The sequence below is a fragment of the Thermosynechococcus sp. genome (assembly GCF_025999095.1).
Taxonomy (GTDB): domain Bacteria; phylum Cyanobacteriota; class Cyanobacteriia; order Thermosynechococcales; family Thermosynechococcaceae; genus Thermosynechococcus.
Map to the genome: position 1 here is coordinate 610,653 of NZ_AP024678.1, position 26,423 is coordinate 637,075.

Sequence of the window (26,423 nt, forward strand, 5' to 3'; positions counted from 1 at the left end):
ACTACCCTTGGCTGCGTTGCAGGAAGATCATTGGGTTAACAGCACCCTGTCCTGGGGGATGCACTTCAAAGTGGACGTGGGGACCTGTGCTGCGACCCGTACTGCCCATTTCAGCAATCTGCTGACCCTGCTCAACGTATTGGCCCACCCGCACCAAGTTGCGATGGTTGTGGGCATAGAGCGTCAGCGTCCCATCGGTGTGGCGAATTTCCACAAGATTGCCGTAGCCACCAGAGTTCCACTGGGAGTAGGTGACCACACCGGCGGCGGCAGCATAAATGGGGGTGCCAATGGGGGCCGCAATATCAATCCCCCAGTGCATCCGTCCCCAGCGGGGGCCAAAGCCAGAAGTCAACACGCCCCGCGCCGGCCAAATAAAGTTTGTGGTTAGGCTCGGCAGGAAGCGATCGGCGTTGGGTAGAGGGGGTAAGTCAAGAGGACTGGGTAACGGTGGATTGATAATTGAGCGTGCCACCTTGACGGGCACAGGGGGCGCAATGGGTTGTACAGCGGCAGGGGGGGGTGCCGTTACCGTTGTTGTTTGCGGGCGCCTCATAACGCTGGGCTGGGGTAGAGCCGGGCGAGTAGGGGGTTGCTGGACTGCAAGCAGCGCAGGGCTGGTGCGACGCTGCCGCTCAGAAGCACGCCCAAAGGGGACAGACCCCAGGGTTGAAGTGGAAACAGGTGCTGCTGAGGAGTTCACAAATGCCACCTGCTCGGAGAGTGGTGTGGTTTCCCCCTCGGTGAATTGTGGTTCAACTTTGGTTGTGGTTTGTTCCAAAGAGCCACCGATCCCAAGGGAGGTATCAATGGCCAAGGAAGCAACAGCAGAGGTGGTGGCTTGCGTCACCAGATCTGCCAAGCTATTGGTGCGAACCCGCCGATCCACCACTGTGAAGGTCGGTTCAAGTGGACGACTGAGGCGGTCAAAAGCAGCAGAGGCAGAGAGGGTCAGCACTGGTCTTTTCAGGGAGAGGGGGGCAAAACTCACCTGCGGCTGGAGAGTGCGTTGCCATGCCCCTTGGCTAACACCCACGAGGAAGTCGGTTTTGTCGGCGGATAGAAGATTTTCAAAGTCAGTAGGGGAGTCTTGGCTTTCAGTGCTGAAAAGAGAGGGCATGCTAAGGGATTCGGGGCGAACGTCCTTTGAACCTAGATCGTTCGCAAGAGTGGTCAGATCAAGGGCGTGGGTAGGCTGAATCAGAACAAAGGTACCCAGCAGGGGCAGATAGGAACAAAGGGAGCGCAGCGAACGACCAAGCATAGCAGCAGACACAAGAGGTGCATCCTGAGAGGCGGTAGGGGTAAAACTATCGTTGCTCAAGGTAATCCTCCTCGCACACAAAATTGACAGTGATTCGACAAAGCGGTGAACCGAGAACACACATCATGAGCAATCCTTCAAGGGAGCCGGATGCCACTCGCCGCATCTATGCCTAAAACTGTCCCAATCTGTTGTTGATGCAAAGGGTGTTTTGGCACCACGACGAAACTTTTAGGTGACTTTACCCAATCCCCAACCAAATGACAAGCCTTTGCCTCCGCCTTGCCTTGCCACCTCCGGCGGATGAATGATTTGCCAAAAAACAAAAATACGAATTTCCTACCTACTGGTTAATAATCAGAAAGCCCGAATTCATCACGCTTTGGGCTTGATTAATTCCCATGGGAGAAAAATTGCTATTTTCGATAAATTAATAAGTATAATTAAAGTCTGATAATTAGTGTGTATAGTTTTTTTAATAGTTTAAGTCAGTTTAGATCCCTCTTCTCCTTGGTCGTCACCCCAAAATTGTCCTATAACACTTGTGCCAAATTGAGTTAAAAGTGGCACATATCCATCTTTGCTCCTAGGGACAATCAAAGCAAGCTTGCTTGGTAGAATAAACGAGTTTGTAACGATTTTTGGCGATCGCCCTTCTGACGGAGCTTTGTCCCCATGACTTACCACAAGCTGTGGTTTCAACAAACAGCGAGCCACCTCAAAGTCTTGCGTCCTTTTCCTCCATTTAGTGTTGTCCAAAACTTCATTCGCGAATATCTCCCCAACCTCATTGACTATATGGATGGCCAAGGATTAGATCTCAGGGATCCACGGCACTGGTGGGAGAGTATCCACATTGATGCCATTTTGGAATTAGAAAATAGCCAGGGGGAAACCCTGCGGGTCGCCGCTGGAATTATTGAGCAGTGGCGCAATGCCAACGCCGCCTTACGGCTGATTACAACCCCTGCAATGGCCAAGCTGCGGCGCGAGTCCCTCAATGTCAGCCAGCATTGGCTTTTTTATGTCTCTAGCCGTAAGCCTTATCCAGAGTCCCTGTGGATTGATTTGCTCTATGAGCAGGCGGATACGCCCCCCACAGAAACGGGCTGCACCATTATTGAGGTGACGGAACCGGACGCCTAGACGGTAGGTAGCCGACTACGAGAATGTCTTCGCCCACGGCTTGCCAAGTCACGTCCTCTAGGCACAAGGCCTCATGCATCTTGGTTAAGCCTAAATCGGCCACTGGGGCGGGGGCATCGAAGCCACCGATAATTTTTGGCGCAATAAATGCCCACACCTTCTGTACCATGCCTTCGGCGATCGCTGCCGCTGCCAGGGAACCGCCACACTCCCAAAGCACGGTCATGATGCCCCGTTGATAAAGCAGTGCCATAACGGCGGTCGGTGTTAGCGGCTCTCGGTGCACTACCTCCACACCCTGTGCCTGCAGTTGCGGAATTAGGGGATGCTGGGGCGAAGCGGAAGTAACCACCAAGGTTGCAGCGGTGGTGGTTTCCCACAAAGAGGCATCCCGCGGCAGATCAAGGGTACGGCTCATCACCACCCGTAGGGGATTGTGCTCATGGCGGGAGGTCAAGAGGGGATTATCCAGCCGCACGGTATTGCCCCCCACAATGACAGCATCGCATTCAGAGCGCAGTTGATGCACCATGGCGCGTGCGGCTTCGCCACTCACCCAGAGACTATGGCCCGCCCTAGAGGCAATTTTGCCATCGAGGGTCATGGCGTACTTAAAAATGCCAAAGGGACGCTGGTAGCGCACCCGATGGACAAACGCTTCGTTCAGGCGTTGACAGTCTGCTTCCCGCACGCCAACAGTGACTTCTATGCCCGCTGCGCGCAGCCGCTCTACCCCTGCTCCGGCCACTTGGGGATTCGGATCAATCATGCCCACCACCACCTTGGGAATACCAGCAGCAACAATTGCCTCGGTACAGGGGGGTGTGCGGCCATAGTGGTTGCAGGGTTCAAGGTTAACGTAGAGGGTGGCCTTGCTGAGGAGGGGGCGATCGCTCTCCCTGACACTGCGCAGGGCAAAGACCTCGGCATGGGGTTCCCCCGCCTTGGGATGAAATCCCTCCCCAATGACACGTCCCTCCGCCACAATCACACAGCCCACGAGGGGATTCGGGGCCGTACGGCCTTTGGCCTGAGCCGCTAACTCAAGGCAGCGCCCCATGTACTGGGCATCAATCGTGGCTATTTCCTCCACAACGGGGGCTGAGCGCATGAGTCAGAATCAACGCTCGTGTTCGGTTTCCGAGGAATGCTTCGGCAATTGCTCCGCCTCCGGACATTCATCCGCGATGGCTAACTCCGCATAGCCCCGGGGGACTGCTGCCAGTCGCCGTGAAATGGAGCCAATGCTTTCGATATTGACGATTTCCTCCCAAGCACACACTTCGTCGTCTTCCTCCGTTTCGTAGCGGATGGTAACCACATTCCCTTCGATGTCCACAATGCGTGCCCGGTCAATCAGGCGTTGTTGGTCCCGCAAGTAAATCCAGACTTCTTGGCCGTCGGTATAGAGTTGATAAAGCTTGCGGTGTAACATAGAGCAGTCTCCTTCTCGGAATTGGGCGTAGCAACAGTTGATAACCTGTGCTGCAACCTCTTGAGTGTCATCTTACCCCCAGAATTTACAGATGAGCAGCGGTGAAGGTGAAGTGCGGGGACTGAGGTTGTCCGTAGCGTCGTGGCGATCGCGCAGCACAGGGAAAAGAGTGATTCTGACGGTCTGGGGCAGATCTCGTACAATCGAATAAGCGTAACAAAGGGTAAATAATCCGTTACTATAACGCTATTCATTTATTCTAACCAGTGCGGAGTCGTTCAAACGGCATGGGCAAAATTGTTGGCATTGATCTGGGGACAACCAATTCCGTCATTGCTGTACTGGAAGGGGGAAAACCGGTAGTAATTGCCAATGCAGAAGGCTCCCGCACCACTCCCTCTGTGGTGGCCTTTGGCAAAGACGGCGAGCGCCTTGTGGGGCAGTTGGCGCGACGGCAGGCGGTGCTCAATCCCCAAAACACCTTCTATGCCGTGAAGCGCTTTATTGGCCGTGAATATAGTGAACTGACGGCTGAATCCAAACGGGTACCCTATACGATCCGCCGCGATGAATCGGGAAAGGTGCGCATCAAGTGCCCCCGGCTGCAACGGGAATTTGCCCCCGAAGAAATTTCAGCCATGGTCTTGCGCAAGCTGGTGGAGGATGCCAGCCGCTACCTCGGGGAACCGGTCACCGATGCGGTGATTACTGTACCGGCCTACTTTAATGACTCGCAGCGGCAAGCCACCCGTGATGCGGGACGTATTGCGGGTCTCAATGTGCGGCGGATTATCAATGAACCCACCGCGGCAGCCCTAGCCTATGGTCTCGATCGCCAGCAGGAGCAGACGATTCTCGTTTTTGACCTGGGCGGTGGCACCTTTGATGTCTCCATTCTCGAGGTTGGTGACGGCGTGTTTGAAGTGAAGGCCACCAGCGGCGATACCCAACTGGGGGGCAATGACTTTGATAAGTTGATTGTGGACTGGCTAGCCGAAGACTTCCTCGCTAAGGAAGGCATTGATTTACGGCGCGATCGCCAGTCGCTGCAACGGCTCACCGATGCTGCCGAAAAAGCCAAAATTGAACTTTCCGGCCTACTGGAAACCAATATCGATCTGCCCTTTGTCACCGCCACAGCAGAGGGGCCAAAACACATTGAAACCACCCTCAGTCGTCGCCAATTTGAAGACCTTAGCCAAGACCTATTGCAACGGCTGCGCTATCCGGTCGAACAGGCCCTAATGGACGCCCATTTAACTCCCAGTCAAATTGATGCTGTGGTACTGGTGGGTGGTGCGACGCGGATGCCCATGGTGCAGGATCTGGTGCGGCAGATGATTGGCCGTGAACCCAAGCAAAATGTCAACCCCGATGAAGTGGTGGCCGTCGGTGCCGCGATTCAAGCAGGGATTCTCGCAGGGGAGGTGAAAGATATCCTGCTGTTGGATGTAACGCCCCTTTCCTTAGGTGTGGAAACCATTGGCGGCGTGACTAAGGTGCTGATTCCCCGCAATACGACAATTCCGGTGCGTCGCTCCGATATTTTCTCAACCTCAGAAAATAACCAAAGCCAAGTGGAAATCCACGTGGTTCAGGGGGAGCGGGAACTGGCAGCCCACAATAAGTCCCTGGGACGCTTTAAGTTAACGGGAATTCCGCCAGCCCCTCGGGGGGTGCCCCAAATTCAAGTGTCCTTTGACTTGGATGCCAATGGCCTGCTGCAAGTGGTGGCCTTGGATCGCTTTAGCGGTCGTGAGCAAAGTGTGGTCATTCAGGGGGCATCAACCCTAAGTGAAGAGGAAATTCAGCAGATGCTCTTGGATGCCGAGTCCAATGCAGCGGGCGATCGCCAGCGGCGGGCACGCATTGAGAAGCGCAACCGCGCCCAGGATTTGATTAACCGAGCCGAACGCCAGTTGCGGGAAGCGGCTCAGGAATTTGGCTATCAATTTGCCGCTGAGCAGCGCCGTGGTATTGAGGCCCTAGTGCGGCAATTGCAGGAGGCCATTCGCAATGAAGACGATCGCCAGATTGACCTCACCTATGCTGCCCTTGAAGAGCGGCTCTACGACTTTGTCCGTCAACTGCGCCTGAGGGAAGAGGAGGTGGAAGACGATGAAGAGATCTTTAAGCTGCCCAACCTTAGGGAAGCGGTAAATAAAGGTCTGGATGTGGTGCGGGGTCGAGAGCGGCGGCGGGATGATTATGAGGACGAGTGGGATGAGCCACCGCGCACGCGGCGTTCCCGCAGCTACTCCCAGCGCAGTGATTCAGCCCCATGGGACGATTGGGATGACGATGACTGGTAGGGCTTTTTTGTATTCTTTGCGGCAACTGTGAGTGTAGATTAGGACTGTCGATGCGTAATTTTCGAGATTACTACCAGCTTTTGGGCGTGGATCGCGATGCCAGCCTTGAGGAGATTAAGCGCGCCTATCGGCGGCTGGCTCGGCAGTATCATCCCGATCTGAATCCCGGCGATCGCGCCGCTGAAGAGAAGTTCAAAAACATTAGTGAAGCTTACCAAGTCCTCAGTGATCCGGCTCGCCGTGAGCAATACGATCGCTACGGTGAATATTGGTCACAGCCTGGCTTTCGCACTCGCCCTTCCCAACGCACCGCTATGGCTCGTCGCAATGGTACTAGTCTTAGGGAAGAACCCGACCTCAGTGAAGATAATTTTCAAGAGTTTTTGGATCAACTGTTGGGTCGGCGATCGCCCCGCACTTCTACGGTTTCTGCGGATCCCCCCCGTCGCTCGTCTACCATAGAGACAGACTACTTTCGCCCCGGCACCGTCAAAACCGTCTATACCGCTGTGAGTCGTCGCGATGCTGAAGCCACGCTAGAAATCCCCCTCGAAAAAGCCTACGCAGGAGGACGGGAGCGGATTCGCCTTGGAGATGGGCGCTCCCTAGAAGTGACGCTGCCACCGGGGATGGTTACGGGTCAGCGGATTCGGCTGCGGGGTCAAGGCACGGGTGGCGGTGATCTTTATCTGAAAATTCAAGTGACTCCCCATCCCCTCTTTCGCCTGGAGGACTATGACATTGTCTGTGAACTGCCCGTGACCCCCAGTGAGGCTGCCCTTGGCGGGCAAATTGAAGCTCCGACCCTCGATGGTTGGGTAAAAATGGTGGTTCCAGCAGGGGTACGGACAGGGCAGCGTTTGCGACTGGCGGGCAAGGGCTACCCTCGTCCCGATGGCGATCGCGGTGACCAACTGGTGGAAATTGTCATTACACTGCCGCCCCAACTGAGCGATGCCGAACGGGATCTCTACCGGCAGCTTCAGGCCATTGAGTCCTACAACCCCCGTGCCCATCTGGCCTACTCCTAAGCGATGGATGCCCTAGCTTTTGCTGATTTGGCAGCGCCGCCTCTTCTAAAGGACATTCAGAGGTACCTCACTAGCGTTGTCGCTCCCATGGCCAACCGCCTTGATCAGCAAAACTCCCTTTTATCGGAGAGCCTGCAAGCCTTAGGGAACTTGGGCATTTTTCGTTTGGGGGTACCCAAAGCAGTCGGGGGATGGGAGTGCGATCGCCGTACGCTGTGGCATTTGAGCTTACAACTGGCACAAACCTCCGGTGCCCTTGCCTTTTTGGTGGCACAACATCAATCTGCCTTGGGCATCATTCTCGAACACCCTGAAGGGAGGGTTGCCCAAGCCTACTTGGCGGACTTAATCAAGGGGCAGGTGTTGGTGGGTGTCAGCTTTTCCCATCTGCGTCACAACCTAGGGGAGCTGCAAGCTCAACCCACCAGTGAGGGCTATCTCCTGCGGGGAACGTTGCCCTGGCTCAGTGGCTTTCAGCATATGACGATGTTTATCGCTGCCGCTCCCCTACCGGATCAGCGGATTCTCTTTGCCCTCATGCCTTTTATCAATGCCCAACAGGCCGGCGGCGGCATTTTGCACCTCTCATTGCCCCTACCTCTAGCTGCTGTGCCCTCAACCCAAACGGTGCAGGCAGAGCTGGTGGATTGGTTAGTCCCGCCGGCAGAGGTGGTGGGTATCGCTGCGGCAGATTGGCTGGCTGTTCGCGATCGCCAGCAGTTGCTGCGGGGCAGTGCCGCCCCCATGGGCTGTGCCCGTGCTAGTTTGCAGATTCTAGCTGAGAGTGTCGACGCCAAAGACCTCTATCACCACTTGCGCGATCGCTGGCACCGCCTTTACGACCAGATTCAAAGGGAGCTAGAGGAGGTCAATCCCCCCTACCATGCCCAACTGCGCGCCGCCGCCATCCACCTTGCCGTCCAAGCAGCTCAAGCTGCCCTGATTACGACGGGTGGCAGTGCCTTAATGTTGAGTCACACCGTGCAGCGTCTCTATCGCGAAGCAATGCTCTACACCGTCTCTGGCTTGAATGGGCCGCTACGCCATGCCTTGATGGAGGATTTGTGGCTTGAACAGAGTTTCCATTGAGCAAGACCAGTGTCTGCCCCTTGATTGGTTTGCGCGTCCGGCCCCAGTGGTCGCTGCAGAATTACTGGGGTGTATTCTCGTGCGTCAACAGGCCAATGGTCAGCTCTACCGTGGCCGCATTGTCGAAACCGAGGCCTATATGGCCGGAGATCCCGCTTGCCATGGCTACCGTCGCCAAACTGCTCGCAATGCTCCCATGTTTGCGGCACCGGGCACCATCTATGTCTATCAAATCTATGGCATTCACCACTGCTTGAATATCGCTAGCGATCGCCCAAATTTTGCCAGTGCTGTTCTCATTCGTGCCCTAGAGATGCTCAGCCCCCCCTTACCGCCCCCTATGGCCGCTGGTCCGGGAAAACTGTGTCGAGTCCTGGGGATCGATCGCCGGCTTTCTGGCCTGATGCTAGGGCAAGAGAGCGGTCTCTGGTTAGAAAAACCGCCCCAGCCCCTGACAGACCCGGTGGTGCAGACCACCCGCATTGGTATTTCCCAGGGGCAGGAGACGCCGTGGCGGTGGTATGTGCAGGGAAACCCTGCCGTCTCCCGCTATTCCTAGCTACCCGTTGTCGCCTCCAGCAATTCGTTTGGTTGGCGAAGAAACTGGATGGCCTTTTCGAGGGCTTGTCGGCGATCGCTCACCACATGATCAGCGGGCAACCGATCCAAAATGCGGAAGCGTTGGAGCCGCTCTTGCACCTTATCTGCCGAACCATTCACCAGAAAAATCGCTAAACCATGCTTTTGCGCCTCTTGGATGAGTGACTCAATGGCCAAGGCTGCCGTCACCCCCAACAGCGGCACACTGCTGACGTCCAGAATCAGCACCCTATAGTCCGCCATGATTGCCTGCCGCTGCGAAATTGCCCAAGCGGAGCCAAAACTCATCGGGCCCCCAAGGTGCAGCAGCAACAGTTGACCCTTGGCTTCGTGGAAGAGTTCTTTTTCCTCAGGGGTCAGGGGGGTTTGATCATCGGCGTGGGTAATCGCCTTCACCTCCTCCGATTGCAGATCCGCCAAGCGCTTGATCGTCAGCATATTGGCAATAAAGACACCAACCCCCACAGCCACAATCAAGTCCACAAAGACCGTCAGCAGCATCACGCCATACATAATGAAAGCTGCCCGCAGTGACAGCAGGTGGGCGCGTTTGAGAAAATTCCAGTCAATGATGTCAATCCCCACCTTGATGAGAATCCCCGCCAACACGGCATTGGGAATCGGTTCCGTCAATGGGGCCGCCCACAGCACCACCATCAGCAGAATCACGGCGTGGATCATACCCGATAAGCAGGTGCGTCCCCCCGCTTGGATATTGACCACTGTACCCATCGTCGCACCGGCACCGGGCAAACCGCCGAACAAGCCCGACACCAGGTTGCCAATGCCTTGGCCGATCAGTTCCTTATCGGAATTGTGCTGAGTACGGGTAATGCTATCGGCAATCACCGAGGTAAGGAGCGAATCAATACAGCCGAGCATCCCCAGCATTGCCCCGTCCACAATCATCGTTTTCAGAGCAGGCAGCGTAAACGTCGGCGGCACAAACTCTGGTAGACCAGTGGGAATCGTGCCAATGCGTGCCAAACCGGCATCCGCAAAAAAGATCATTGATAGAATCGTGCCCAAAACCAAGGCGAGGAGCTGTGGCGGCACAAGCCGACGAATTTTCTGGGGTGTGAAATAAATGAGTCCGAGGGTGAATAAGCCCAAAGTAAGGGCAGCTGGGTTCAGTGTTTGAATCCACTCTGGCAAGTTTTGCACGGCCCCCAAGACCCCACCTTTACTGCTGTGCCCCAACAGTGGGCCAATTTGCAGCAGGATCATGATCAGGCCAATCCCCGACATAAAGCCAGAAATCACGGTGTAGGGCATGAGGGTGATGTATTTGCCCAACCGCAATAGACCAAAGAGGATTTGAAAACAGCCCGCTAGCATCACCACCGTAAAGGCCATGTATAACCCCTGTTCGGGATATTCACTGGTCAGTCGGGTGATCACTGCCGTAATCACGACGGTCATTGGCCCTGTGGGATTGGAAATGAGTGTTGGCGTGCCCCCAAAAAGAGCGGCAAAAAAGCCAAGACAGATGACGCAGTAGAGTCCTGCTGTGGCACCAGCCCCAGAGGTGACCCCAAAGGCCAAGGCCATTGGCAAGGCGACAATGGCAGCAGTTAGCCCACCAAAGAGATCACCGCGCCAATAGCGAAAGTCAACTCGATTAACTAAATTGGTTAGCATCTCTGCCCCTTTTGACGAATTTAGAGAGGGTTTCATAGCTAGAGCATGATTGAGGCGAACCCCTAGCCCTGAGGGAGTATCCTTATACCTTGCTTATAGCTATGATAAGAGAAGATTTAATTGAAGTAATTCTATGCCTTTCTGGGGACAACTTGGCTAGTAAAATATCAAAGAGTTTCTTATCGCCTCTATAGGAAAAAGCTGGAGAAGGGGGACAAGGCAAGGCCTGTTCACTGTAAAACTTTGTTACACTCAGGGATTGAGAGACGCAACCTATGAGGAACGACACTCCTATGAGTCAATCGCCGCTGGAGGCCTTTTTCCTTGGTCGAGCGACTGCAACGCTCCTGCGTGATCAGGCGCAGCATCTGTTTGTCGAATTCCTGAGTCAAGTGGGGCGATTTGATGCCGAACAGCGGCAGCGGCTCCATGAATTCATGGAAGAGGTACAGACTCGTGCCCGCCAAGAAGCCGCAATGGTGGTGCCGCGAGGCAGCCAACGGGTGGACTGGCAAGCTCTAATTGATGATTTGCGCGCTGAAATTGCAGCCCTACGCACGGAACTGCAACGCTATCGCAATCGTGAAAGTTAACGACGGGGAACAACGATATATCCTGTTTTCAGGTAGGCATCGGTGGTTGCTGGCGCTGGTGAAAATGACTCGGTGCCGAGCACCCAGTGGCGATCGCTCCCCCAGTACCACCAATAGGCTGCTGTATAGGCACAGAGAATGGCATCCAGTTGATCTTCCAACACTTTGAGATCGCGCCCACTGGTGGGCAGGGCTGCCGGGAACTGCAACCTTAGGGACGGCTCACAGTGGCAAAGGCGGGTTGTCATTAACTCGCGAAGACGAGCTAACCCCCTGCGTCGCTCTGCCAGGCGGCCTTTTTTGTACTTGATGATTTGATCAAGCTCAAAGAGGGCGATCGCCGTAGCATGGGGGAAAACTTCAATTTGAAACCGTCCCGATTGCTGCGGCCGGATGGTAGGAGCATGGCGAAAGCCCCGTTGGCTGAGGGCTTCACTAAAACCCGTGGTGTGGCTTGCAAAGGGGGACTGCTGATTCGCAGGATAACAGCCAGCATGGTAGCGCCCAAGGACTTGATGGGACTGGCGATCGCAGGAGCGCATTCCCCTGGGATTGGGAATAATTAGGGGCGCATCCACCGCCACTATTGCTGCTTGCGCAGAGGGTGCCTCCCGATCAATCCATGACAGGAGTTCCGCCGTATTGCGGGAGCGATCCAGAGCCACAAGCTCCAGATCCTGGGCCTGCCATTGTAAACAGCAGTACCCCGATGCTCCCCCCTTCCAGGCCAGATCAACGCCGAGAAACCGCATTCGCTGCCATCAACTGTTGTTGCGGTGGATGATCTTGCATGAGCAAAGCAGCAGCCACCACCCCCACTGCCGGTACCAGTACCAAACCCACTAAGGGGATCAACAGCCCCAAAAACTGCGCCAAACCAAGGCCATAGATCTGTGGCCTATAGGCACGGGTCAAAAGTTTCCGCTCCCTGAGGGAGGTGCTGTGTTTCTCTAAAAGGTAGTCAAAACTGCCCCGTCCCAGAAAATAACTGTTGGCGATCGCCATCACGATCGGTTGCAGTGGCCCCGTTAAAAATGAAAGCAGCAGGAGGATCACTTGTAGCACCGCATCCCGCAGTGCAAACCAGCTACCGACAGCGGCATTCAATAAATCACGTTGCCACCCCACCTCTATTGTTTGTCCCGTGGTAATTTTTTCAACACGGTTAAGCAGGGGGCCAAGGAAAGGAATCACCACAAGGGGAATCAGTGTTTGATAGCCAATCAGGGCTAAAAAGACAGCAATGAGGGTTGCCAAAATATCAATGAATCCTTGGTAGAGCCACTGCCATTCTTCAGCAACAAACCAATAATCACCAACGACTTGAACAGCCCAGAAAGCCACAATGATGAGCGTTACCCCCAGAACAAGGCTCAAGCAGGCAGGTAACAGCACATAGCCCCAAAGATGATAACGGGCTATAAAAAAAAGACCACGACCAAAGGCAAAGAAACCCGCCTGAAACTGTTGTCCTGCTGACCAAAGCTGCTTGATCACTCAATTAGCCAGTTCTAGTCTAGAATCTCCTAGGGAAATCCTAGCCTATCCACGGCGGGGCGGTGTACCTTCATCATCCGGCGGTGGGGCATCGGCAACAAAATTAGGGGTATTGACCTGTTCAGCACGGGAAATTGGCGTTGCTGTCGGTCGCCACAGCCAACTTGTCAACAGTCCAAGGGTGAAGAGTCCCACCAGCAGGGGGATAAGTAGATCCGTCATTGTTGTTTGCCTCATTGAATTCATCATTGTCCAGAATTGGAGGAGTCTCCCTTGAGCGCTAGTGACCCTGACGCAGGGTCACTCCTATAGGTTCCAGTAGGACTCTTTTGGCAAGCATTGAAGCATTCAACCCAGTTAAATCCGCTCGCTGGAGCAGGGAAGTTTAAGCTATTGTTGAAGTAGCGACCTTGGGTGATAAGAGCAATGGCCCTGTCTCCCTTTTTGATTTGGTTCATTCTTGCCATCATCCTTTTTGTGATGGAGCTTGTTTTGCCGACGGCTTTTATGGAAGCTACCATCGGCCTCAGTGCTCTTATTGTTGCATTTCTTTCGTTTCTAATTCCCAGCTTTTCAATACAGATTCTCCTTTGGATGGTGCTCTCCATTCTTGTGGTCTTTCTGTTGCGGCGCTATCAACCGAAGCGAGTTCCGCCAGTGCTCCAGGAACCTGCCGAGGCCGAAACAATTACGAGAATTCCCGCTGGCGAGACGGGGCGAGTACTGTACGAAGGGATTTCCTGGCAGGCTCGCTGTGACGATCCCCACTTGGTCATTCCCGAACATCAGCGGGTGATTGTCATTGGCCGTCAGGGAACAACGCTCATTGTGATGCCTGCAGATGCTATTCAGCTCTAGGGGGCGATCGCCGTTTCTTGCGGTGGGTAGTGGCTGGATCAATGGGAAAACCGGCAAGGGGAACGACCTGGTCGAGGCGCTCTTTTTCCAGCCGTTTTAACTCCGTGTAATCTACCCAGTGGATACAATCAACCGGACAGGTATCAATGGCTTCTTGAATCAGTTCCAGGGGGTCACCATCTTGGCGCACCACCCGCGATCGCCCGTAGTTGGGCTCGATGTAAAACGTATTTCGCGCCACATGGGCACAGTGTTTGCAGCCAATACAGGTAATTTCATCGACATAGACACCGCGTTGGCGATGGGCTCCCCCTAGTTCAGGTTCATAGCCACTGCGAGATTCACTTTGGCGCAGTTGCCCCCCAAGCTCTGGTTCTAAACCAAGAGGCTGACCCATCTGCCTATCCATTTCGTGAGAGGCTAGGAACGCCAGCGTTGCAGCACGACCTTGACACTACCATCGGCCTGCTGTTCTGTGGCCTGCACCTGAAAGCCCTGTTCCATTGCAGATTGCAACACCGCATGGTAGGCATAGCGTTGGGTCACCTTATGCAAAAAGCGATCCACTGACCATGCCTGCTGCCAAAACTCCAAATCCGCCACCAGCTCGTACTCAGTGCCATTCCAGCGAAAGCCAATATCATAGCCATTCTCTTGGGGAACAACCACTTGAGCGGTTTGGGTTTGACCGCGAAACCCACGCACTTCTTGAGAGCCAGATTGCCACGGTAAGCCCAAGTCTGTTAGGGCAGCTTGTAGGGCGGGTAAACTGCGAATTTGGGTTTTAATTTGGCTGAAGTGCGACATGGATCACCAATCCTCAACGATTACCACTGGGAGCGGACAGATTGAACAACCAATTGATTTTCTTCCTCTTGGGAAGCGTAGTATTCTGCGGTGGGCTGTTGGCTAATGACACATCCGAGTTGTGCTTCAATGGCAGCAGTCACCTCAGCACAGGATGCCCCCGAAATTCCCGTCACCGTTTCAACGACGCGGCCATCGGGATAAATAACAAATTCAAGGGTTTCTAGCATTGGCACAACCTATTCACCCGCAGTTATGACCAACCGCTTACGCGGCTAAAATTCAAGTTCTAACCTATGGAACTCATTGTGACGAAGGCTAACCAAAGGAGTCAAGGTCTTCAATAAACTTTACACTCCACAGTCGTTTCCCTAAGACCCTGAGTAAAACAGATAATGGGGCAATCTATAGAGCTTTCTCTGCCTCAGGGATTAATAAGAGATATGTACATGTGACTTAGGGGGCAGGGAGGGGCAGCATGTCCTAACAGTTCAGATCAACAGTCGTCACTATTGGACAACGGTCGCGTTTTCTAACGTTATAGATACATTTACTGTAACTCTAGATTATGTGACTAGATAATAGATAGCAGTGCTAAGATTACAGGTGTTCATTTCTGGCAATATCTGACGACCTGTCTGCTAAACCCCTGCCCTCCTCCTTTCGGCCTTGACCTCTATGCAACAACGGCGTAGTTCTCCTGCACCTGAATTATCGTTGCAAAATACGCCCTTTTTTCGGGATTTGCCGCCGGCGGTGGTCGAGAAAGCCCTGGCCCATGTGGTGACACGTCAGCATCCTGCCAACCGAGTGATCCTGCTGGAGAATGACTGGGGCACATCGGTTTACTTTATTCTCAGTGGCTGGGTCAAAATTCGCACCTACAACATGGATGGCAAAGAAGTCACCCTCAATATCCTTGGCCCTGGGGAACTCTTTGGCGAAATGGCACCCCTAGAGGAAGTGCCCCGTTCAACGGATGTGATTACCCTAACACCGACGGTTGTGGCCAACATGCCCGCGACGGATTTTGTCAATCTCGTCAATACTGAACCCCAAGCAGGAATACGCCTCGCCAAGTTAATGGCACGACGGCTACGGCAAGTGAACCGGCGGCTGCGGCTGCGGGAATCCGATAGTACGTCACGGGTGGCGGATATTCTGCTGTTTTTGGCAGATGGTCAAGGGCGACAGGGAGCCGATGGCTTAGAAATTCCCAATCTACCCCACCGTGAATTAAGTAGTCTTAGTGGCATGGCGCGGGAAACGGTGACACGGGTGCTGGGGAAACTGGAGCGTAAGGGGATTATTCGCCGCACTCAAGACTGCTTGTGCATTACTAATTTGCGTGCCCTAGAAAACTTACTCCTTTAGGACGAGAAACGATAATGATTGCTCTGGAGAGGAGGGTATGTAGTGCCCAATACCCCGGCCAATGAACACCCCTAAAATCGCCATTTGAATCACCACTAGCATGATTTGCCAGTTCTTGTAGCCGGCGGCTTTCATTTCAATCCGCACGAGAATTTCGGTGCCAATGAGAATGGCAATCACACTAAAGACCCGAAAGGCAATAATGGCAAGGGTCACAGCGGTACTCAGCACCAGCACTGTAAAGAGACTGGGGGTGCCCACGCGCATCATTAAGCTACTAAAGATATTTCTAGGGTTGCTCTGGCGCGATCGCAGGAGGCTAGAGGTGCCACCCACGAGAAACACTGTTAGAATAGCTGCAAAAAAAGAAGCATAGGCCGACCACATCCAAGGATAGGCAGACAAATACCAGCCCACAAGTACGTACCCCAGAACCACCAGCAACAGTAGGGCGAGGGGAAATTTGGTATACTCTGGCAACGCAGTCATCCCTAACGGGGGGCAAGGTGAGTACAAATCCACTCTACGGCAGCGGCTAGGTCCTCTGCAATGTAATCGGGTTGACTGGCGTGCTGATAACTGCCCTCAAGGACGCGATCGCCAAAGCCTGTTTGCACTAAAATGCCATAGCAGCCGGCATTCCGCGCCAGATCAATATCAGTGGCTTTGTCGCCTACCATCACACTGCGGCTGAGATCTAAATCATGATCCCAAGCCGCCGCCACCAGCATTCCCGTATTGGGTTTGCGCCAGGTTGTCCAGCCCGCATAGTCGGCCACCACTCCCCCTTCGGGACCGCTGAGATCAGGACAGAAGTAAACCGCATCCAACACCGCACCGGCACGTGCGGCTAGCAACTCCTGAAGTCTGTGGTGCAGAGCATGGACGTGATCGATGCTGTAATAATTCCGCGCGGGACCTGACTGATTAGAAGCTAAGCAGCAAAACCACCCCGCATCATTGAGCCGTCGGACTGCCTGGGCAACACCCGGAATTAACTGCAAGTCCTCGAGGTGATGAATGTAGCCCACCTCTTGGTTCAGCACGCCATCCCGATCGAGAAAGACCGCCGGTCTAGCCATGGCAAGCTGCCTCAATCACTGCTGAAACGGGAATATCGGCCATGTTGCCTGTGGTGGACTTAACGGCACGAAAACGGGGATCCGCAGGCAGGAGTTTGGCGGGATCCGTAGGGCCAAAAAGCGCCACAAGGGGGGTACCCACTGCCACCCCAATGTGCATCGGGCCACTGTCTGTGCAGAGAATCTGTTGTGCCTGTTGCATGAGAGCCGCCAGTTTGCGCAAGTCTGGAGGATGGCTAATTTTAATGTCGGGTAGCGCCTGCGTCAGCGCCCTCACCCATGCTTGATCCTCAGGCCCACAGACCACAATAAAAGGGAGATGCGGCTCCTTCTGTGCCAGTGTCTGGATGACCTCCACCCAACGGGTAGGGGGGTAAATTTTGTTGATCCCCTTGCTGAGGGCCATTTGACTAGAGCCGCCGTGCAAGAGGCGATACCCACCGGCAAGGCCTAAGCGTTGCTGCTCCGCAGTTGCCCACTGCCTATCTTCAGCGGTAATCACTGCCTTGGGCAAAGGACAGGGGGTGGTGATCCCAAAGGCTTTGAGCAAGTCGTGGTAGGTGGCGGCACTGTACTGTTTAAGGTTGACAGGGATGGCATCGGTGAGAAATCCCAAGGGATTGAGTTTGGCAAAGCCGACTCGCTTGGGAATACCCGTCAGCCACAGCAGGAAGCGCACCGCTTTACTCCGCCCCAAGGAGAGAATTGCATCGTACTCTCCCTCCCGCAGGGTGCCAATCAGGTTGGCCCAATCCGCTAGGGCATTGCGGTCTTTGAAGTTAAAGGGAATCACTTGGTGGACACTCCTACTCAATTGGTAGGCAGCCACGGCCCGGGGTTCAACCACCACATCCAACTGCGCCTCCGGAAAATGGGCTTTGAGATCATCAAGGGTGGGAAAAAATAAAATTTGATCACCAATGCCGCCGGGCACCAGCGCCACGATACGTTTCATAGGGGTTTAGAACTTATGCAAACTCGCCCTCAATTTTACTGCCTGCAAGTTTTAGTTGCAGGCGATCGCGCCACGCGAAGGCAAGGGGCAGCTCTGTAAAGGGAATGCGACAGTGCTCTCCTGTGTTGGTTTGCAGCACTAGATGAATGGTGCCCTTGACATGGCTGGTATCTGTCTCAATCTCCTGGCCACTACACTCGACCCAAACTCGTTGCACTGTTGATAAGTTACAGCTCTGCAGATTAACAATGCCCTTGGGTGTTGGTTCTCCCCACGTTAGGCGATCGCCCCCCTGACCCAGGACAGCCGCAATATCGTACTTACTGGCTTCAAATTGCTGTGCCCACTGGCGATAGTGTTCCAGCTTGCGGTACTCGACCCAACCCAACCCTGCCAGCACAATAAAAACGGCCAATAGGGGTAACCAGAGCAGACCGTGACTCATGGACTCACCAACACTCATGGACTCACCAACAACTGTCGCCGCAGGAGATCTAGGGCATTCATAGTGCTCAGATAGCGTATCCAATCCCGTCCCCGTTGACCGCTCATGCGAAATTCACGGGTCATGACCTCGCCATTGGGCAGTGCCAAACCAATATAGACCAGTCCCACGGGTTTAGTGAGCGTCGCTCCCCCTGGACCAGCAATGCCGGTAATACTGACACCCCAATCACTGGCCAAGCGCGTCTTGACTCCTAGCGCCATCTGGGCGGCCACCACTGCACTCACAGCCCCCTCTTGTTCTAGATCCTGAGGATTCACTCCCAATAGGTTCACCTTAACTTCGTTTGCATAGGCAATGACGCCCCCTTTGAAATGGAGAGAACTCCCCGGCAGTCGTGTCAGCATTTCCCCAAGGCCACCGCCGGTGCAGGACTCTGCCACAGCCACCGTTTGGTGTTGCTCTTGGAGAAGGCGAGCAACGGCACTGGCAAGGGTGTCCTCATCGGCACCATAGCAGTCTAAACCGACAATTTGGCGAATCTCGGCTTCGAGGGGCTGAATGAGTTGCTGAGCTGCCGCTTCGTCCTTGGCACGTACGGTAATGCGCAGACGGACTTCACCATTGCTCGCATAGGGAGCCACAGTGGGATGCTCGCGGGCAATTTGGGCGGCCACTTTTTCTGCAAGCACGGATTCTGGAATGCCCCAGAAACGCAGTACACGGCTGTAAATTACTTCCTTGCCCCAGCCTTGGGAGCGCAAAAAGGGGACGGCGGTTTCGTGCCACATCTGCTTCATTTCGGCGGGGACACCGGGAAAGGTGAGAATTGTTAAGCCAGTGCGGGGCTGCCAGATCATGCCCGGGGCAGTCCCCAAGGGGTTGGGGAGAATCTGTGCCCCCACAGGCAGGAGAGCCTGCTTGCGGTTACTGGGACTAAAGCCGCCCCGATGGGCATATTTGCGCTCTAAATCAGCAACAATTTCGGGACGTTCTTCAAGGGGGGCTTGAAAGAAATCCGCTAGGGTTTCGGTGGTGAGATCATCGGGGGTGGGGCCCAGGCCACCGGTAAAGATGAGGAGGCGGGCGCGATCGCAGGCAATGGCCACCACTTTTTTAATGCGAGTCGGATTGTCGCCAACCACCGTTTGGTAGTAGTGGGGAATACCCAAGCTCGCCAGCTGCTGGGCCAAAAATTGGGCATTACTGTTGAGAATCTCCCCCAGCAGCAATTCTGTCCCGACGCAAATAATTTCTGCACTCATTGTTTCAGTCATTTTCGCTGCTGCGCACCCGTTGCCACACATACCACGAGGCAAAGCCCATCAGCAGAGACGCTGCCACGGCATAGCCCCATCCTCCCGGCAAACCCGCCAAAGCCAAAGCAAGACTGCCCACCCACAGGGTCAGGCAATAAATAAAGAGCACTGTCACCCGCTGCGAAAGTCCCGCCTTGAGCAGGCGATGGTGCAGGTGTCTCTTATCCGGTGCAAAGGGAGATTGCCCCCGCCGCAGCCGGCTGAAAACCACCGTTGAGGTATCCACAATGGGCACCGCTAGAATCAATAGGGGCAGGAGAATGGCCACCGCTGTGTAGGCCTTAACCAGGCCAATGATCCCCAAGCCAGCAAGGGTAAAGCCCATGAAGTAGGCACCGCCATCGCCCATGAAAATTTGGGCGGGATTGAAGTTATAGCGCAGAAATCCCAAGGCCCCCCCTGCCAGGGCGGCGGCCAATAGTCCCGCCTCCGGCTCCCCCATGACCATACACACAAAAAACATTGCCAAGGCGGCAATGCCAGATACCCCCGCCGCTAGCCCATCCACACCATCAATAAAGTTAATGGCATTGGCAATGCCGACCAGCCAAACGGTAGTGAGGGGCAAACTCAGCCAACCTAAGTCCACGGTGCCGACAAAGGGCACAGTGATAATGCGAATTTTGACGCCTACTGCCCAAACAATCGCCGCCACTAAAAATTGCAGGACAAGGCGCAGGAGTGCCGGCAAAGTCAATAGATCATCAGCAAGGCCAAGGAGAAAAAAGGCCACCCCTCCTAAGGTGACCCCCCAAATTTCGTACTCCGCCGGCTGAGGCAGAACACCAAACCCCCCCGCATTCCAAACAATCAGCAGCCCCACTAGATTGCCCAAAAAGATAGATACGCCCCCCAAGCGCACCATGGGACGGGTATGAATCTTACGTTCATTGGGGCGATCCACAAACCCTGCTTTATGCCCAAGGTCATTGACAATGGGGGTGACCAAAAGGACAACGGCAATGGCAGCAAGGAAGGCAATCAGGTGGTACAGCATCTGCTCAGGGTGTTGGCAGGATCCCCTCTTAGGCTAGCACTGGTTGCGGCAATTGCAAGTGGGGATAGAGGGGGAATTTAGCGCAGAGGGCCGCCACCCGTTCGCGGCAGCGATTTTTGATGGCTTCATCCCCTGGCTCATGCAGGCGATCGCTAATGATTTCAGCCACTTCTGCGAACTCAACTTCTGTGAAGCCGCGCGTGGTCAAGGCCGGTGTGCCCAACCGCAGACCACTGGTCACAAAAGGAGAGGCCGGGTCAAAGGGAATGGTGTTTTTGTTGGTGGTGATGTTGATTTCCCCCATCAGGCGATCGGCCTCTTTGCCCGTTAGATTCACCGATCGCAGGTCAATGAGCATCAAATGGTTATCGGTGCCCCCAGAGACCAGGCGCAGTTGCCGCCCTTGCAGCCCCGCAGCGAGGGCTTGGGCATTGCGGATCACTTGCCCAGAATAGGCTTTGAATTCTGGTTTGAGAGCCTCACCAAAAGCCACGGCCTTAGCGGCAATAACGTGCTCTAGGGGCCCCCCTTGGCTGCCGGGAAAGACCGCTTTATCCAACTTTTTGCCCAACTCTTCATCACGGGTCAGAATCAGGCCGCCGCGAGGACCGCGCAGGGTTTTGTGGGTGGTGGTTGTCACAACATCGCAGAGGGGTACGGGATTGGGATGGTAACCACTGGCTACTAAGCCGGCAATGTGGGCAATATCGGCCATGAGGTAGGCCCCCACTTCATCGGCAATTTGGCGAAACTCAGCAAAGGGAATAACGCGAGGATAGGCGGAATAGCCACAGATAATGAGCTTAGGACGGTGCTGCCGTGCTAAATCCCGCACCCGATCCATATCGAGGCGTTCCGTTTCAGGATGAACACCGTAGTGAACGACGTTAAACCATTTACCGGAGACGTTGACGGGAGAACCGTGGGTGAGATGGCCACCGTGGGACAAATCCATCCCCATAATCGTGTCGCCGGGATTGAGCAGTGCCAAAAAGACGGCAAAATTGGCTTGGGCACCGGAGTGAGGCTGAACGTTGGCGTGGGCAGCACCAAAGAGTTCCTTGGCGCGATCGATGGCCAGTTGCTCCACTTCATCCACAAATTCGCAGCCACCGTAGTAGCGTTTGCCCGGCAATCCCTCGGCATATTTATTGGTGAGAACCGTCCCTTGCGCTGCCATCACCGCCGGGGAAGTAAAGTTTTCGCTGGCAATCAGTTCGAGGTGTTGCTGCTGCCGCTGAACTTCCCGCTGCACCATTTCAGCGACCAATGGATCCGTGTGCGCAAGCCAATCAATATGGGTCATTTTATTGTCAGTGTGAAGGAAGATGAACTGCTTTACTATCTTACCGCGGTCACACCTGTAATTCCTCTGGAGGGCACGCAGATAGTTTTCCAGAGGGGGGGTATTCCTGGTTTTCCGCAAGGGCTAAAAGAGTGCCCTAGCTAACTTGAACATTCCAGAGGCGAGAGGTTTCGAGGCGATCCAGCCACCTTTCGTAGAAGGCCCGATTGGCGGCTTGCTCTTGGGGGTCAGTGGTTGTCCAAGGATAGGGAGCCAGGGCAGTGATTGCCGCCGTGGTGACGCAAAACATTGATTTTTGGAAGGTTTGGCAAATTTTTACTCGCAGATCATCTTCACCTCGGCCTTGGCGACGATAGAACTCCAAAAGATAGGAGGGGAGATAGTGGCGCATATCCTGCATTAGCAGCGTGGGGGGAATACCGGCTGCGCCTGTGGGAATGGGATCTGCAAACAGGGCGCCATAGCTAAACTCCGCTTGATCGCGGGAAATTTGCTGGGCTTGGGCATTGAAGGAAATAAGGCCAAAGAAGGGGGTGCCCCGTATAAACACGGCTTCGACATAGGGAATCGCGGTGTCTGGCAAAAAGGTGAGTCCAGCACTGGCGGGGAGAATCTCGTAGGTCTGGCCGTGGAGCTTGACGCGATAGGTAATGGGGCGATTTGCCGCGGCAATCAGACCCGCACGAATGTGATCTACCACATCGGGAATGCTGCGAATCTCACCCGCATCGTAGCGATCGCTCAACGTTAAAAAGATGGGATACATCACCGACCAAAACTGCCCCAAGCCACTGTAGTAGCAGAGCATCCGCACCGTTTCCAGCAAAAACTCTGGAAAAAGCCGGTTCACCAGTTGCATTAGGGGGTTGCCCCGCAGCTTGGCGGCGATCGCCTTGCCGGCTAATTGCCGAAATTCTGCCGAATCGAGGAAGGCATCCAGCCCTCCGCCCCCATGCCACATCATGGCACGCATACAGTATTCAGCATATTCATAGTTAATGCGGTCGTGCCACCAGTGGCGCAGCAGCTTGGGAATGGTAATCTCGCCATTGAAGTATTTGAAAAAGGGAAAGAGAACAAGAAACTGCCGCTCACTAATGTCGCAGAGATTTTCTGCATAGGCCTTGAGTACTACCCCATAGCTTTTGAGGATGCCCACCACTTCCATCACATGGGTTGGTGTATCCGGTAACAGGGCTTGACCGTGGAGCAACCGCTCTAGGATGGCGGTACGCAGTTCTTGATGCAGGGAGGTTGGAGTAGCGGTAGTCAGGGTCATGGTGGGGGCAGCGTAGCAACAGCAGTAACAAGCAGGCTAACCGTGGTTTTACTCCAATGGATCAGCCAGTTAGGAACAATCCCTAAGATCAAGATTAGCGTGGCTAATAGGAGGCTCGGGAGGCGATCGCCCCAAGCAACGGGCGGCAAATCCGTCAACTCATTGGGCAGACGACCAAAAAAGACGCGGTTCACCAGCAGGAGAAAATACACTGACGTTAAGCCCGTACCCACCATACATAGGAGCGTTTGCCCTGGGAATGTGGCAAAACTACTGCGGAAGATCAGGAACTCCGCCACAAAGCCCACCATGCCGGGGATACCGCCACTGGCCATGACCCCAACAATCATCAGACTACCGATCAGGGGCAGCCCCCGCTCAGGGTTCAGCAATCCCCGCAGTACCTCAATGTTGCGGCTACCGGTTTTTTCATAGACAACCCCCACCAGCAAAAAGAGAAGGGCAGAAATTAACCCGTGGCTCATCATTTGGGCAATAGCGGCCAAAATGCTCAAGGGTGTGGCAGTGGCAGTGGCTAGGAGGACAAACCCCATATGACCAATGGAACTGTAGGCCACCATTTTTTTCATATCGGTTTGGGAGATCGCCATGAGAGAACCGTAGAGAACACTGACCACCGCCCAAGTGGCCAACCCAGGCGCCAAGACCTGCCATGCCTGCGGAAATAACTGCACCCCAAAGCGCACTAACCCATAGGTACCTAGTTTCAGGAGCACCCCTGCCAGCAGCACAGAAATAGGAGTGGAGGCTTCGACGTGGGCATCGGGTAGCCAAGTATGGAAGGGCACGAGGGGAATCTTGATGCCAAAGCCCACTAAAATCAGCCCCAGCAGAACAAGTTGTGAACTTAGGGGCAAGAGGGTGGATAATTGGGCGTCAAAGTCAAAAGAGGGGGCATGGGCTAACCACACTAGTCCTAGAAACCCCGCCAAGAGCAGAACCCCCGAAATGGCCGTGTAAATGAGAAACTTGGTGGCCGCATAACTGCGCCGCGCCCCACCCCAAATGGCAATCAAAAGGTAGAGGGGAATCAACTCTAACTCATAGAAGAAGAAAAAGAGCAGTAAGTTATCCGCCAAAAAGGCGCCACTGACACCAGCATTCAACAGCAGTACCAGTGGGTAATACAACCGAGGACGGGGCAAGTTGACAGAAGTGGCCAATAGGGCAATCAGCGTCAGGAAATTATTTAAGACCAATAGCGGCAGCGACAGGCCATCCACCCTCAGGCGATAGCTCAAGCCCAATGGCTCTAGCCAAGGAACTACCTCGGTTAATTGCGGTGCTGCATTGCTGGGATCAAATAGACGGGCGATCGCGAGACTGACCACCAGGGCGATCGCCATCACCACAGCGGCTAAACTCCGGTACGTGCGCCCCAAACTCCCAGCGGGCAACAGGCTGAGGGCAAAGGCACCCAACAGGGGCACCCAGAGGAGGAAACTCAACAGGGGCATTACAGCAGTATCCACGCGATCGCCCCCCCAAGAATCGCCACACCAATAAACACCAGCAGTAAGTAGGCTTGGGATTGACCGCTGGCACTGTATTTCAGCAATTCACCCCCCACGAGGGACGCCGCCCCCGTTGTATTCACAATCCGATCCACAATGTGGCGATCCACCCAAGCGCTCAACTGCGAGAGCGATCGCACTGCCCAGACCACGGTATAGCGATACAACTCCTCAATGTAAAAATCGTAGGCCAGCAGATCCTGCACAAAGCGCAACGGTACCTTGATGGGGCGTGTCCAACTGCGTTTGAGGTTAACAAAGCCACCCAACAGAATACCCGCCAATCCCGAGACCACAAGCAGAGCCACAATTGTCCAATCGATGGTCTCTGGTAACAACTGCACCCGCTGCAAGATCAAAGGCACCAGCATATTCAAAATACTCAAAGTCACCATCGGCACTGCCAGAGGCCAGGGCACCTCAGGGGCACGGCGGGTTTTGGGTTGGGCAGGCCCTAGGAAAACCAGCCGAAAGACACGGGTGAGGTTCACAGCTGTCAGCACATTGACGACTAAAATCAAACCCACCAACCAAGGCAGTGTTTGCCAGTAGTAGCTAATACCACGGTAAAACGACCAAAAGGCCCCCAAGGGCAGACAGCCAATCAGGGATAGACCGCCGATAACAAAGGCCGAACTAGTGGCCGGCATCCGTTCGCCTAACCCCCCCAATTCCGTCAAATCCTGAGAGTTGGTAGTCATGATTACACTGCCAATACTCATAAACAGCAGTGCCTTGGCGATCGCATGGGTAAGCAATACAAACAGGGCAAAATCCGTCCAGTTGGTGCCAACACCAATAAACACCAGTCCTAGATAGACACTCGTCGAGTGGGACAGTGCCCGTTTGATGTCAATTTGGGCAATCGAGACCAGGGATTCACTGAGGGCGGTGACTGCCCCGATCGCAATCAAGGCAATGTTTGCCCCTGGGCAGGCTACCAGAATCGGCTGTAGCTTAATGAGAATATAGGCTCCCGCAGCCACCACTACCGAGTTCCGCATAATGGAGGCGGGGTTGGGTCCTTCCATGGCTTCATCAAGCCACAGGTGCAAAGGTACTTGAGCACATTTACCGGTGGGCCCCGCAATCAAGGCTAGGCCCAGTAAAAAGCCCCAACCTTCTGGCAAATTGACCTGCTCTGCCCATTCATAGAGATTGGGAAAATCATAACTCCCCGCCAGGCTGCCAACCGCCACCACCCCCATCAGCAGCAGAATATCCCCCACCCGTTTGGTGAGAAAGGCATCCCTTGCTGCTTTGACCACAAGGGGCTGAGCATACCAGAAGCCAATCAGTAAATAAGTAGAGAGGGTCAGCATCTCCAACAGGCCATAGCTCAGAAGCAGCGAGTCACTAATCGCAATGCCACTGAGAGCCGCCTCAAAAAACCCCATTAAGGCAAAGAAGCGGGCCATGCCCCAGTCCTTTTCGAGATAACCCAAGGCAAAAATCTGGGCGAGGATACTCAGACCTGTCACCAATTCCATAGCACCTGTGGTGACACTGTTGATGAGTAATGAAAACGAGAGATCGAGTCCCGGCGCCTGTAGCCAATGCCAAACAATCGTTGCGGTGGCACCACTGCGAGTTTGTTGCAATAGGAAAAACCCATGCACAAAAGCAACAACCGTCATCAGCAGATTGAAATAGGCTGCGGGTCGAGGCCCTGTGCGCCGCACATAACCTGTGGCCCAAGGCAAGGTCAGGGCTGCCCCCACTAAGCCATAACAGGGTACCCACCAACTGGTTTCTAACAGTGAATTTGACATGGCAAAAATGAACCTTGACGGTTGAGGACGTTTGCAATCATGTTCTCTTCGTGTATTCTACAGGCTGGGGTTCTGCAGCAGTTTTG

28 protein-coding genes and 1 pseudogene are annotated in these 26,423 nt (G+C 54.4%); 8 read left to right on the forward strand and 21 right to left on the reverse strand.

Annotated features, from left to right (window positions below; all coding sequences use genetic code 11):
- Position 1: 1 nt before the first annotated feature.
- The gene (locus Q0W94_RS12360) at positions 2-1,324 is read right to left on the reverse strand and encodes a M23 family metallopeptidase (protein ID WP_297760955.1); all 1,323 of its coding nucleotides are present in this window, start codon (positions 1,322-1,324) and stop codon (positions 2-4) included.
- Between the two features lie 615 nt (positions 1,325-1,939).
- Between Q0W94_RS12360 and Q0W94_RS03065 the strand changes: the two genes are divergently transcribed.
- On the forward strand, positions 1,940-2,410 hold the full coding sequence (locus Q0W94_RS03065; protein WP_297760958.1) for a hypothetical protein: 471 nt from the start codon (positions 1,940-1,942) through the stop codon (positions 2,408-2,410).
- On the opposite strand, the gene ribD is transcribed toward Q0W94_RS03065, so the two are convergent.
- On the reverse strand, positions 2,382-3,521 hold the full coding sequence (gene ribD / locus Q0W94_RS03070; protein WP_297760961.1) for a bifunctional diaminohydroxyphosphoribosylaminopyrimidine deaminase/5-amino-6-(5-phosphoribosylamino)uracil reductase RibD: 1,140 nt from the start codon (positions 3,519-3,521) through the stop codon (positions 2,382-2,384). The genes Q0W94_RS03065 and ribD overlap by 29 nt on opposite strands.
- A gap of 9 nt (positions 3,522-3,530) precedes the next feature.
- Complete coding sequence (locus Q0W94_RS03075; RefSeq protein ID WP_011057985.1) at positions 3,531-3,845, reverse strand: DUF6679 family protein; 315 nt, start codon at positions 3,843-3,845, stop codon at positions 3,531-3,533.
- Positions 3,846-4,132: 287 nt separating this feature from the next.
- Between Q0W94_RS03075 and dnaK the strand changes: the two genes are divergently transcribed.
- Genes dnaK through Q0W94_RS03095 form a run of 4 tightly spaced genes read left to right on the forward strand, consistent with a single transcriptional unit; the run spans position 4,133 to position 8,836 of the window.
- A complete protein-coding gene (gene dnaK, locus Q0W94_RS03080) occupies positions 4,133-6,157 on the forward strand; it encodes a molecular chaperone DnaK (protein ID WP_297760964.1) in 2,025 nt (674 codons plus the stop codon).
- Positions 6,158-6,207: 50 nt separating this feature from the next.
- Positions 6,208-7,188 carry a J domain-containing protein gene (locus Q0W94_RS03085; protein ID WP_297760967.1) on the forward strand — a complete coding sequence of 327 codons (981 nt, stop codon included), beginning with the start codon at positions 6,208-6,210 and terminating at the stop codon, positions 7,186-7,188.
- A gap of 3 nt (positions 7,189-7,191) precedes the next feature.
- The gene (locus Q0W94_RS03090; RefSeq protein WP_297760970.1) at positions 7,192-8,277 is read left to right on the forward strand and encodes an acyl-CoA dehydrogenase family protein; all 1,086 of its coding nucleotides are present in this window, start codon (positions 7,192-7,194) and stop codon (positions 8,275-8,277) included.
- Complete coding sequence (locus Q0W94_RS03095) at positions 8,258-8,836, forward strand: DNA-3-methyladenine glycosylase (protein ID WP_297760973.1); 579 nt, start codon at positions 8,258-8,260, stop codon at positions 8,834-8,836. The genes Q0W94_RS03090 and Q0W94_RS03095 overlap by 20 nt, the downstream gene beginning before the upstream one ends.
- Here the strand turns inward: Q0W94_RS03095 and Q0W94_RS03100 are convergent.
- The gene (locus Q0W94_RS03100) at positions 8,833-10,518 is read right to left on the reverse strand and encodes a SulP family inorganic anion transporter (protein WP_297760976.1); all 1,686 of its coding nucleotides are present in this window, start codon (positions 10,516-10,518) and stop codon (positions 8,833-8,835) included. The two genes, Q0W94_RS03095 and Q0W94_RS03100, sit on opposite strands and share 4 nt — an antisense overlap.
- Before the next feature lie 293 nt (positions 10,519-10,811).
- Here Q0W94_RS03100 and Q0W94_RS03105 point away from each other — a divergent pair, with 293 nt between their 5' ends.
- Positions 10,812-11,111 (forward strand): DUF6825 family protein, encoded by a 300-nt coding sequence (locus tag Q0W94_RS03105; protein ID WP_297760979.1) that lies wholly within the window; start codon positions 10,812-10,814, stop codon positions 11,109-11,111.
- Here Q0W94_RS03105 and Q0W94_RS03110 read toward each other — a convergent pair.
- Genes Q0W94_RS03110 through Q0W94_RS03120 form a run of 3 tightly spaced genes read right to left on the reverse strand, consistent with a single transcriptional unit; the run spans position 11,108 to position 12,830 of the window.
- Complete coding sequence (locus Q0W94_RS03110; protein WP_297760982.1) at positions 11,108-11,863, reverse strand: DUF429 domain-containing protein; 756 nt, start codon at positions 11,861-11,863, stop codon at positions 11,108-11,110. The two genes, Q0W94_RS03105 and Q0W94_RS03110, sit on opposite strands and share 4 nt — an antisense overlap.
- On the reverse strand, positions 11,844-12,608 hold the full coding sequence (locus Q0W94_RS03115; protein WP_297760985.1) for an EI24 domain-containing protein: 765 nt from the start codon (positions 12,606-12,608) through the stop codon (positions 11,844-11,846). Before Q0W94_RS03115 ends, Q0W94_RS03110 begins: the two co-directional genes overlap by 20 nt.
- Before the next feature lie 45 nt (positions 12,609-12,653).
- Positions 12,654-12,830, reverse strand: coding sequence for a hypothetical protein (locus Q0W94_RS03120; protein ID WP_297760988.1), 177 nt, complete (start codon positions 12,828-12,830; stop codon positions 12,654-12,656).
- A 204-nt stretch (positions 12,831-13,034) separates the two neighbouring features.
- On the opposite strand from Q0W94_RS03120, the gene Q0W94_RS03125 reads away from it, so the two are divergent.
- Entirely contained in the window at positions 13,035-13,466 is a 432-nt protein-coding gene (locus Q0W94_RS03125; RefSeq protein WP_297760991.1) for an NfeD family protein, read from the forward strand.
- Here Q0W94_RS03125 and Q0W94_RS03130 read toward each other — a convergent pair.
- The 4 genes and pseudogenes from Q0W94_RS03130 to Q0W94_RS12370 form a co-directional block, all read right to left on the reverse strand.
- Positions 13,453-13,863: a ferredoxin gene (locus tag Q0W94_RS03130; RefSeq protein WP_297760995.1), complete on the reverse strand. Its 411-nt coding sequence runs from the start codon at positions 13,861-13,863 to the stop codon at positions 13,453-13,455. The two genes, Q0W94_RS03125 and Q0W94_RS03130, sit on opposite strands and share 14 nt — an antisense overlap.
- Positions 13,864-13,886: 23 nt before the next feature.
- Positions 13,887-14,273: a DUF1257 domain-containing protein gene (locus tag Q0W94_RS03135; protein ID WP_297760998.1), complete on the reverse strand. Its 387-nt coding sequence runs from the start codon at positions 14,271-14,273 to the stop codon at positions 13,887-13,889.
- Positions 14,274-14,276: 3 nt separating this feature from the next.
- A complete protein-coding gene (locus Q0W94_RS12365) occupies positions 14,277-14,357 on the reverse strand; it encodes a zinc finger domain-containing protein (protein WP_399372376.1) in 81 nt (26 codons plus the stop codon).
- Between the two features lie 53 nt (positions 14,358-14,410).
- A pseudogene (locus Q0W94_RS12370) lies at positions 14,411-14,503 on the reverse strand (DUF2997 domain-containing protein); the annotation flags it as partial.
- Positions 14,504-14,951: 448 nt separating this feature from the next.
- Here Q0W94_RS12370 and Q0W94_RS03145 point away from each other — a divergent pair.
- Positions 14,952-15,647 carry a Crp/Fnr family transcriptional regulator gene (locus Q0W94_RS03145; RefSeq protein WP_297761001.1) on the forward strand — a complete coding sequence of 232 codons (696 nt, stop codon included), beginning with the start codon at positions 14,952-14,954 and terminating at the stop codon, positions 15,645-15,647.
- Here the strand turns inward: Q0W94_RS03145 and Q0W94_RS03150 are convergent.
- The 10 genes from Q0W94_RS03150 to Q0W94_RS03195 all read right to left on the reverse strand — a co-directional run bounded on the left by Q0W94_RS03150 (position 15,636) and on the right by Q0W94_RS03195 (position 26,337).
- A complete protein-coding gene (locus Q0W94_RS03150) occupies positions 15,636-16,127 on the reverse strand; it encodes a hypothetical protein (RefSeq protein WP_297761004.1) in 492 nt (163 codons plus the stop codon). The two genes, Q0W94_RS03145 and Q0W94_RS03150, sit on opposite strands and share 12 nt — an antisense overlap.
- Before the next feature lie 11 nt (positions 16,128-16,138).
- Positions 16,139-16,729, reverse strand: a complete 591-nt coding sequence (locus Q0W94_RS03155; RefSeq protein WP_297761007.1) for an HAD family hydrolase — start codon at positions 16,727-16,729, stop codon at positions 16,139-16,141.
- On the reverse strand, positions 16,722-17,684 hold the full coding sequence (locus Q0W94_RS03160) for a glycosyltransferase family 9 protein (protein ID WP_297761010.1): 963 nt from the start codon (positions 17,682-17,684) through the stop codon (positions 16,722-16,724). Before Q0W94_RS03160 ends, Q0W94_RS03155 begins: the two co-directional genes overlap by 8 nt.
- A gap of 13 nt (positions 17,685-17,697) precedes the next feature.
- Entirely contained in the window at positions 17,698-18,147 is a 450-nt protein-coding gene (locus Q0W94_RS03165) for a hypothetical protein (RefSeq protein ID WP_297761013.1), read from the reverse strand.
- Positions 18,144-19,394, reverse strand: coding sequence for a competence/damage-inducible protein A (locus tag Q0W94_RS03170; protein WP_315863092.1), 1,251 nt, complete (start codon positions 19,392-19,394; stop codon positions 18,144-18,146). The genes Q0W94_RS03165 and Q0W94_RS03170 overlap by 4 nt, the downstream gene beginning before the upstream one ends.
- Before the next feature lie 4 nt (positions 19,395-19,398).
- The gene (locus tag Q0W94_RS03175; protein WP_297761018.1) at positions 19,399-20,445 is read right to left on the reverse strand and encodes a glycosyltransferase family 4 protein; all 1,047 of its coding nucleotides are present in this window, start codon (positions 20,443-20,445) and stop codon (positions 19,399-19,401) included.
- A gap of 28 nt (positions 20,446-20,473) precedes the next feature.
- A complete protein-coding gene (glyA, locus tag Q0W94_RS03180) occupies positions 20,474-21,751 on the reverse strand; it encodes a serine hydroxymethyltransferase (protein WP_297761021.1) in 1,278 nt (425 codons plus the stop codon).
- A 136-nt stretch (positions 21,752-21,887) separates the two neighbouring features.
- Positions 21,888-23,030: a CO2 hydration protein gene (locus Q0W94_RS03185; protein WP_297761024.1), complete on the reverse strand. Its 1,143-nt coding sequence runs from the start codon at positions 23,028-23,030 to the stop codon at positions 21,888-21,890.
- Positions 23,027-24,502 carry an NADH-quinone oxidoreductase subunit M gene (locus Q0W94_RS03190; protein WP_315863093.1) on the reverse strand — a complete coding sequence of 492 codons (1,476 nt, stop codon included), beginning with the start codon at positions 24,500-24,502 and terminating at the stop codon, positions 23,027-23,029. Before Q0W94_RS03190 ends, Q0W94_RS03185 begins: the two co-directional genes overlap by 4 nt.
- Before the next feature lie 5 nt (positions 24,503-24,507).
- Positions 24,508-26,337 (reverse strand): NAD(P)H-quinone oxidoreductase subunit F, encoded by a 1,830-nt coding sequence (locus Q0W94_RS03195; protein WP_297761027.1) that lies wholly within the window; start codon positions 26,335-26,337, stop codon positions 24,508-24,510.
- Between the last annotated feature and the right edge of the window lie 86 nt (positions 26,338-26,423).

Bases quoted from the DNA above. Each gene is read 5' to 3' on its own strand.
- Q0W94_RS03065 (WP_297760958.1), top strand. From the start codon at position 1,940: ATGACTTACCACAAGCTGTGGTTTCAACAAACAGCGAGCCACCTCAAA.
- ribD (WP_297760961.1), bottom strand. From the start codon at position 3,521: ATGCGCTCAGCCCCCGTTGTGGAGGAAATAGCCACGATTGATGCCCAG.
- Q0W94_RS03075 (WP_011057985.1), bottom strand. From the start codon at position 3,845: ATGTTACACCGCAAGCTTTATCAACTCTATACCGACGGCCAAGAAGTC.
- dnaK (WP_297760964.1), top strand. From the start codon at position 4,133: ATGGGCAAAATTGTTGGCATTGATCTGGGGACAACCAATTCCGTCATT.
- Q0W94_RS03085 (WP_297760967.1), top strand. From the start codon at position 6,208: ATGCGTAATTTTCGAGATTACTACCAGCTTTTGGGCGTGGATCGCGAT.
- Q0W94_RS03090 (WP_297760970.1), top strand. From the start codon at position 7,192: ATGGATGCCCTAGCTTTTGCTGATTTGGCAGCGCCGCCTCTTCTAAAG.
- Q0W94_RS03100 (WP_297760976.1), bottom strand. From the start codon at position 10,518: ATGCTAACCAATTTAGTTAATCGAGTTGACTTTCGCTATTGGCGCGGT.
- Q0W94_RS03105 (WP_297760979.1), top strand. From the start codon at position 10,812: ATGAGTCAATCGCCGCTGGAGGCCTTTTTCCTTGGTCGAGCGACTGCA.
- Q0W94_RS03110 (WP_297760982.1), bottom strand. From the start codon at position 11,863: ATGCGGTTTCTCGGCGTTGATCTGGCCTGGAAGGGGGGAGCATCGGGG.
- Q0W94_RS03120 (WP_297760988.1), bottom strand. From the start codon at position 12,830: ATGACGGATCTACTTATCCCCCTGCTGGTGGGACTCTTCACCCTTGGA.
- Q0W94_RS03125 (WP_297760991.1), top strand. From the start codon at position 13,035: ATGGCCCTGTCTCCCTTTTTGATTTGGTTCATTCTTGCCATCATCCTT.
- Q0W94_RS03130 (WP_297760995.1), bottom strand. From the start codon at position 13,863: ATGGGTCAGCCTCTTGGTTTAGAACCAGAGCTTGGGGGGCAACTGCGC.
- Q0W94_RS03135 (WP_297760998.1), bottom strand. From the start codon at position 14,273: ATGTCGCACTTCAGCCAAATTAAAACCCAAATTCGCAGTTTACCCGCC.
- Q0W94_RS03145 (WP_297761001.1), top strand. From the start codon at position 14,952: ATGCAACAACGGCGTAGTTCTCCTGCACCTGAATTATCGTTGCAAAAT.
- Q0W94_RS03155 (WP_297761007.1), bottom strand. From the start codon at position 16,729: ATGGCTAGACCGGCGGTCTTTCTCGATCGGGATGGCGTGCTGAACCAA.
- Q0W94_RS03160 (WP_297761010.1), bottom strand. From the start codon at position 17,684: ATGAAACGTATCGTGGCGCTGGTGCCCGGCGGCATTGGTGATCAAATT.
- Q0W94_RS03165 (WP_297761013.1), bottom strand. From the start codon at position 18,147: ATGAGTGTTGGTGAGTCCATGAGTCACGGTCTGCTCTGGTTACCCCTA.
- Q0W94_RS03170 (WP_315863092.1), bottom strand. From the start codon at position 19,394: ATGAGTGCAGAAATTATTTGCGTCGGGACAGAATTGCTGCTGGGGGAG.
- Q0W94_RS03175 (WP_297761018.1), bottom strand. From the start codon at position 20,445: ATGCTGTACCACCTGATTGCCTTCCTTGCTGCCATTGCCGTTGTCCTT.
- glyA (WP_297761021.1), bottom strand. From the start codon at position 21,751: ATGACCCATATTGATTGGCTTGCGCACACGGATCCATTGGTCGCTGAA.
- Q0W94_RS03185 (WP_297761024.1), bottom strand. From the start codon at position 23,030: ATGACCCTGACTACCGCTACTCCAACCTCCCTGCATCAAGAACTGCGT.
- Q0W94_RS03195 (WP_297761027.1), bottom strand. From the start codon at position 26,337: ATGTCAAATTCACTGTTAGAAACCAGTTGGTGGGTACCCTGTTATGGC.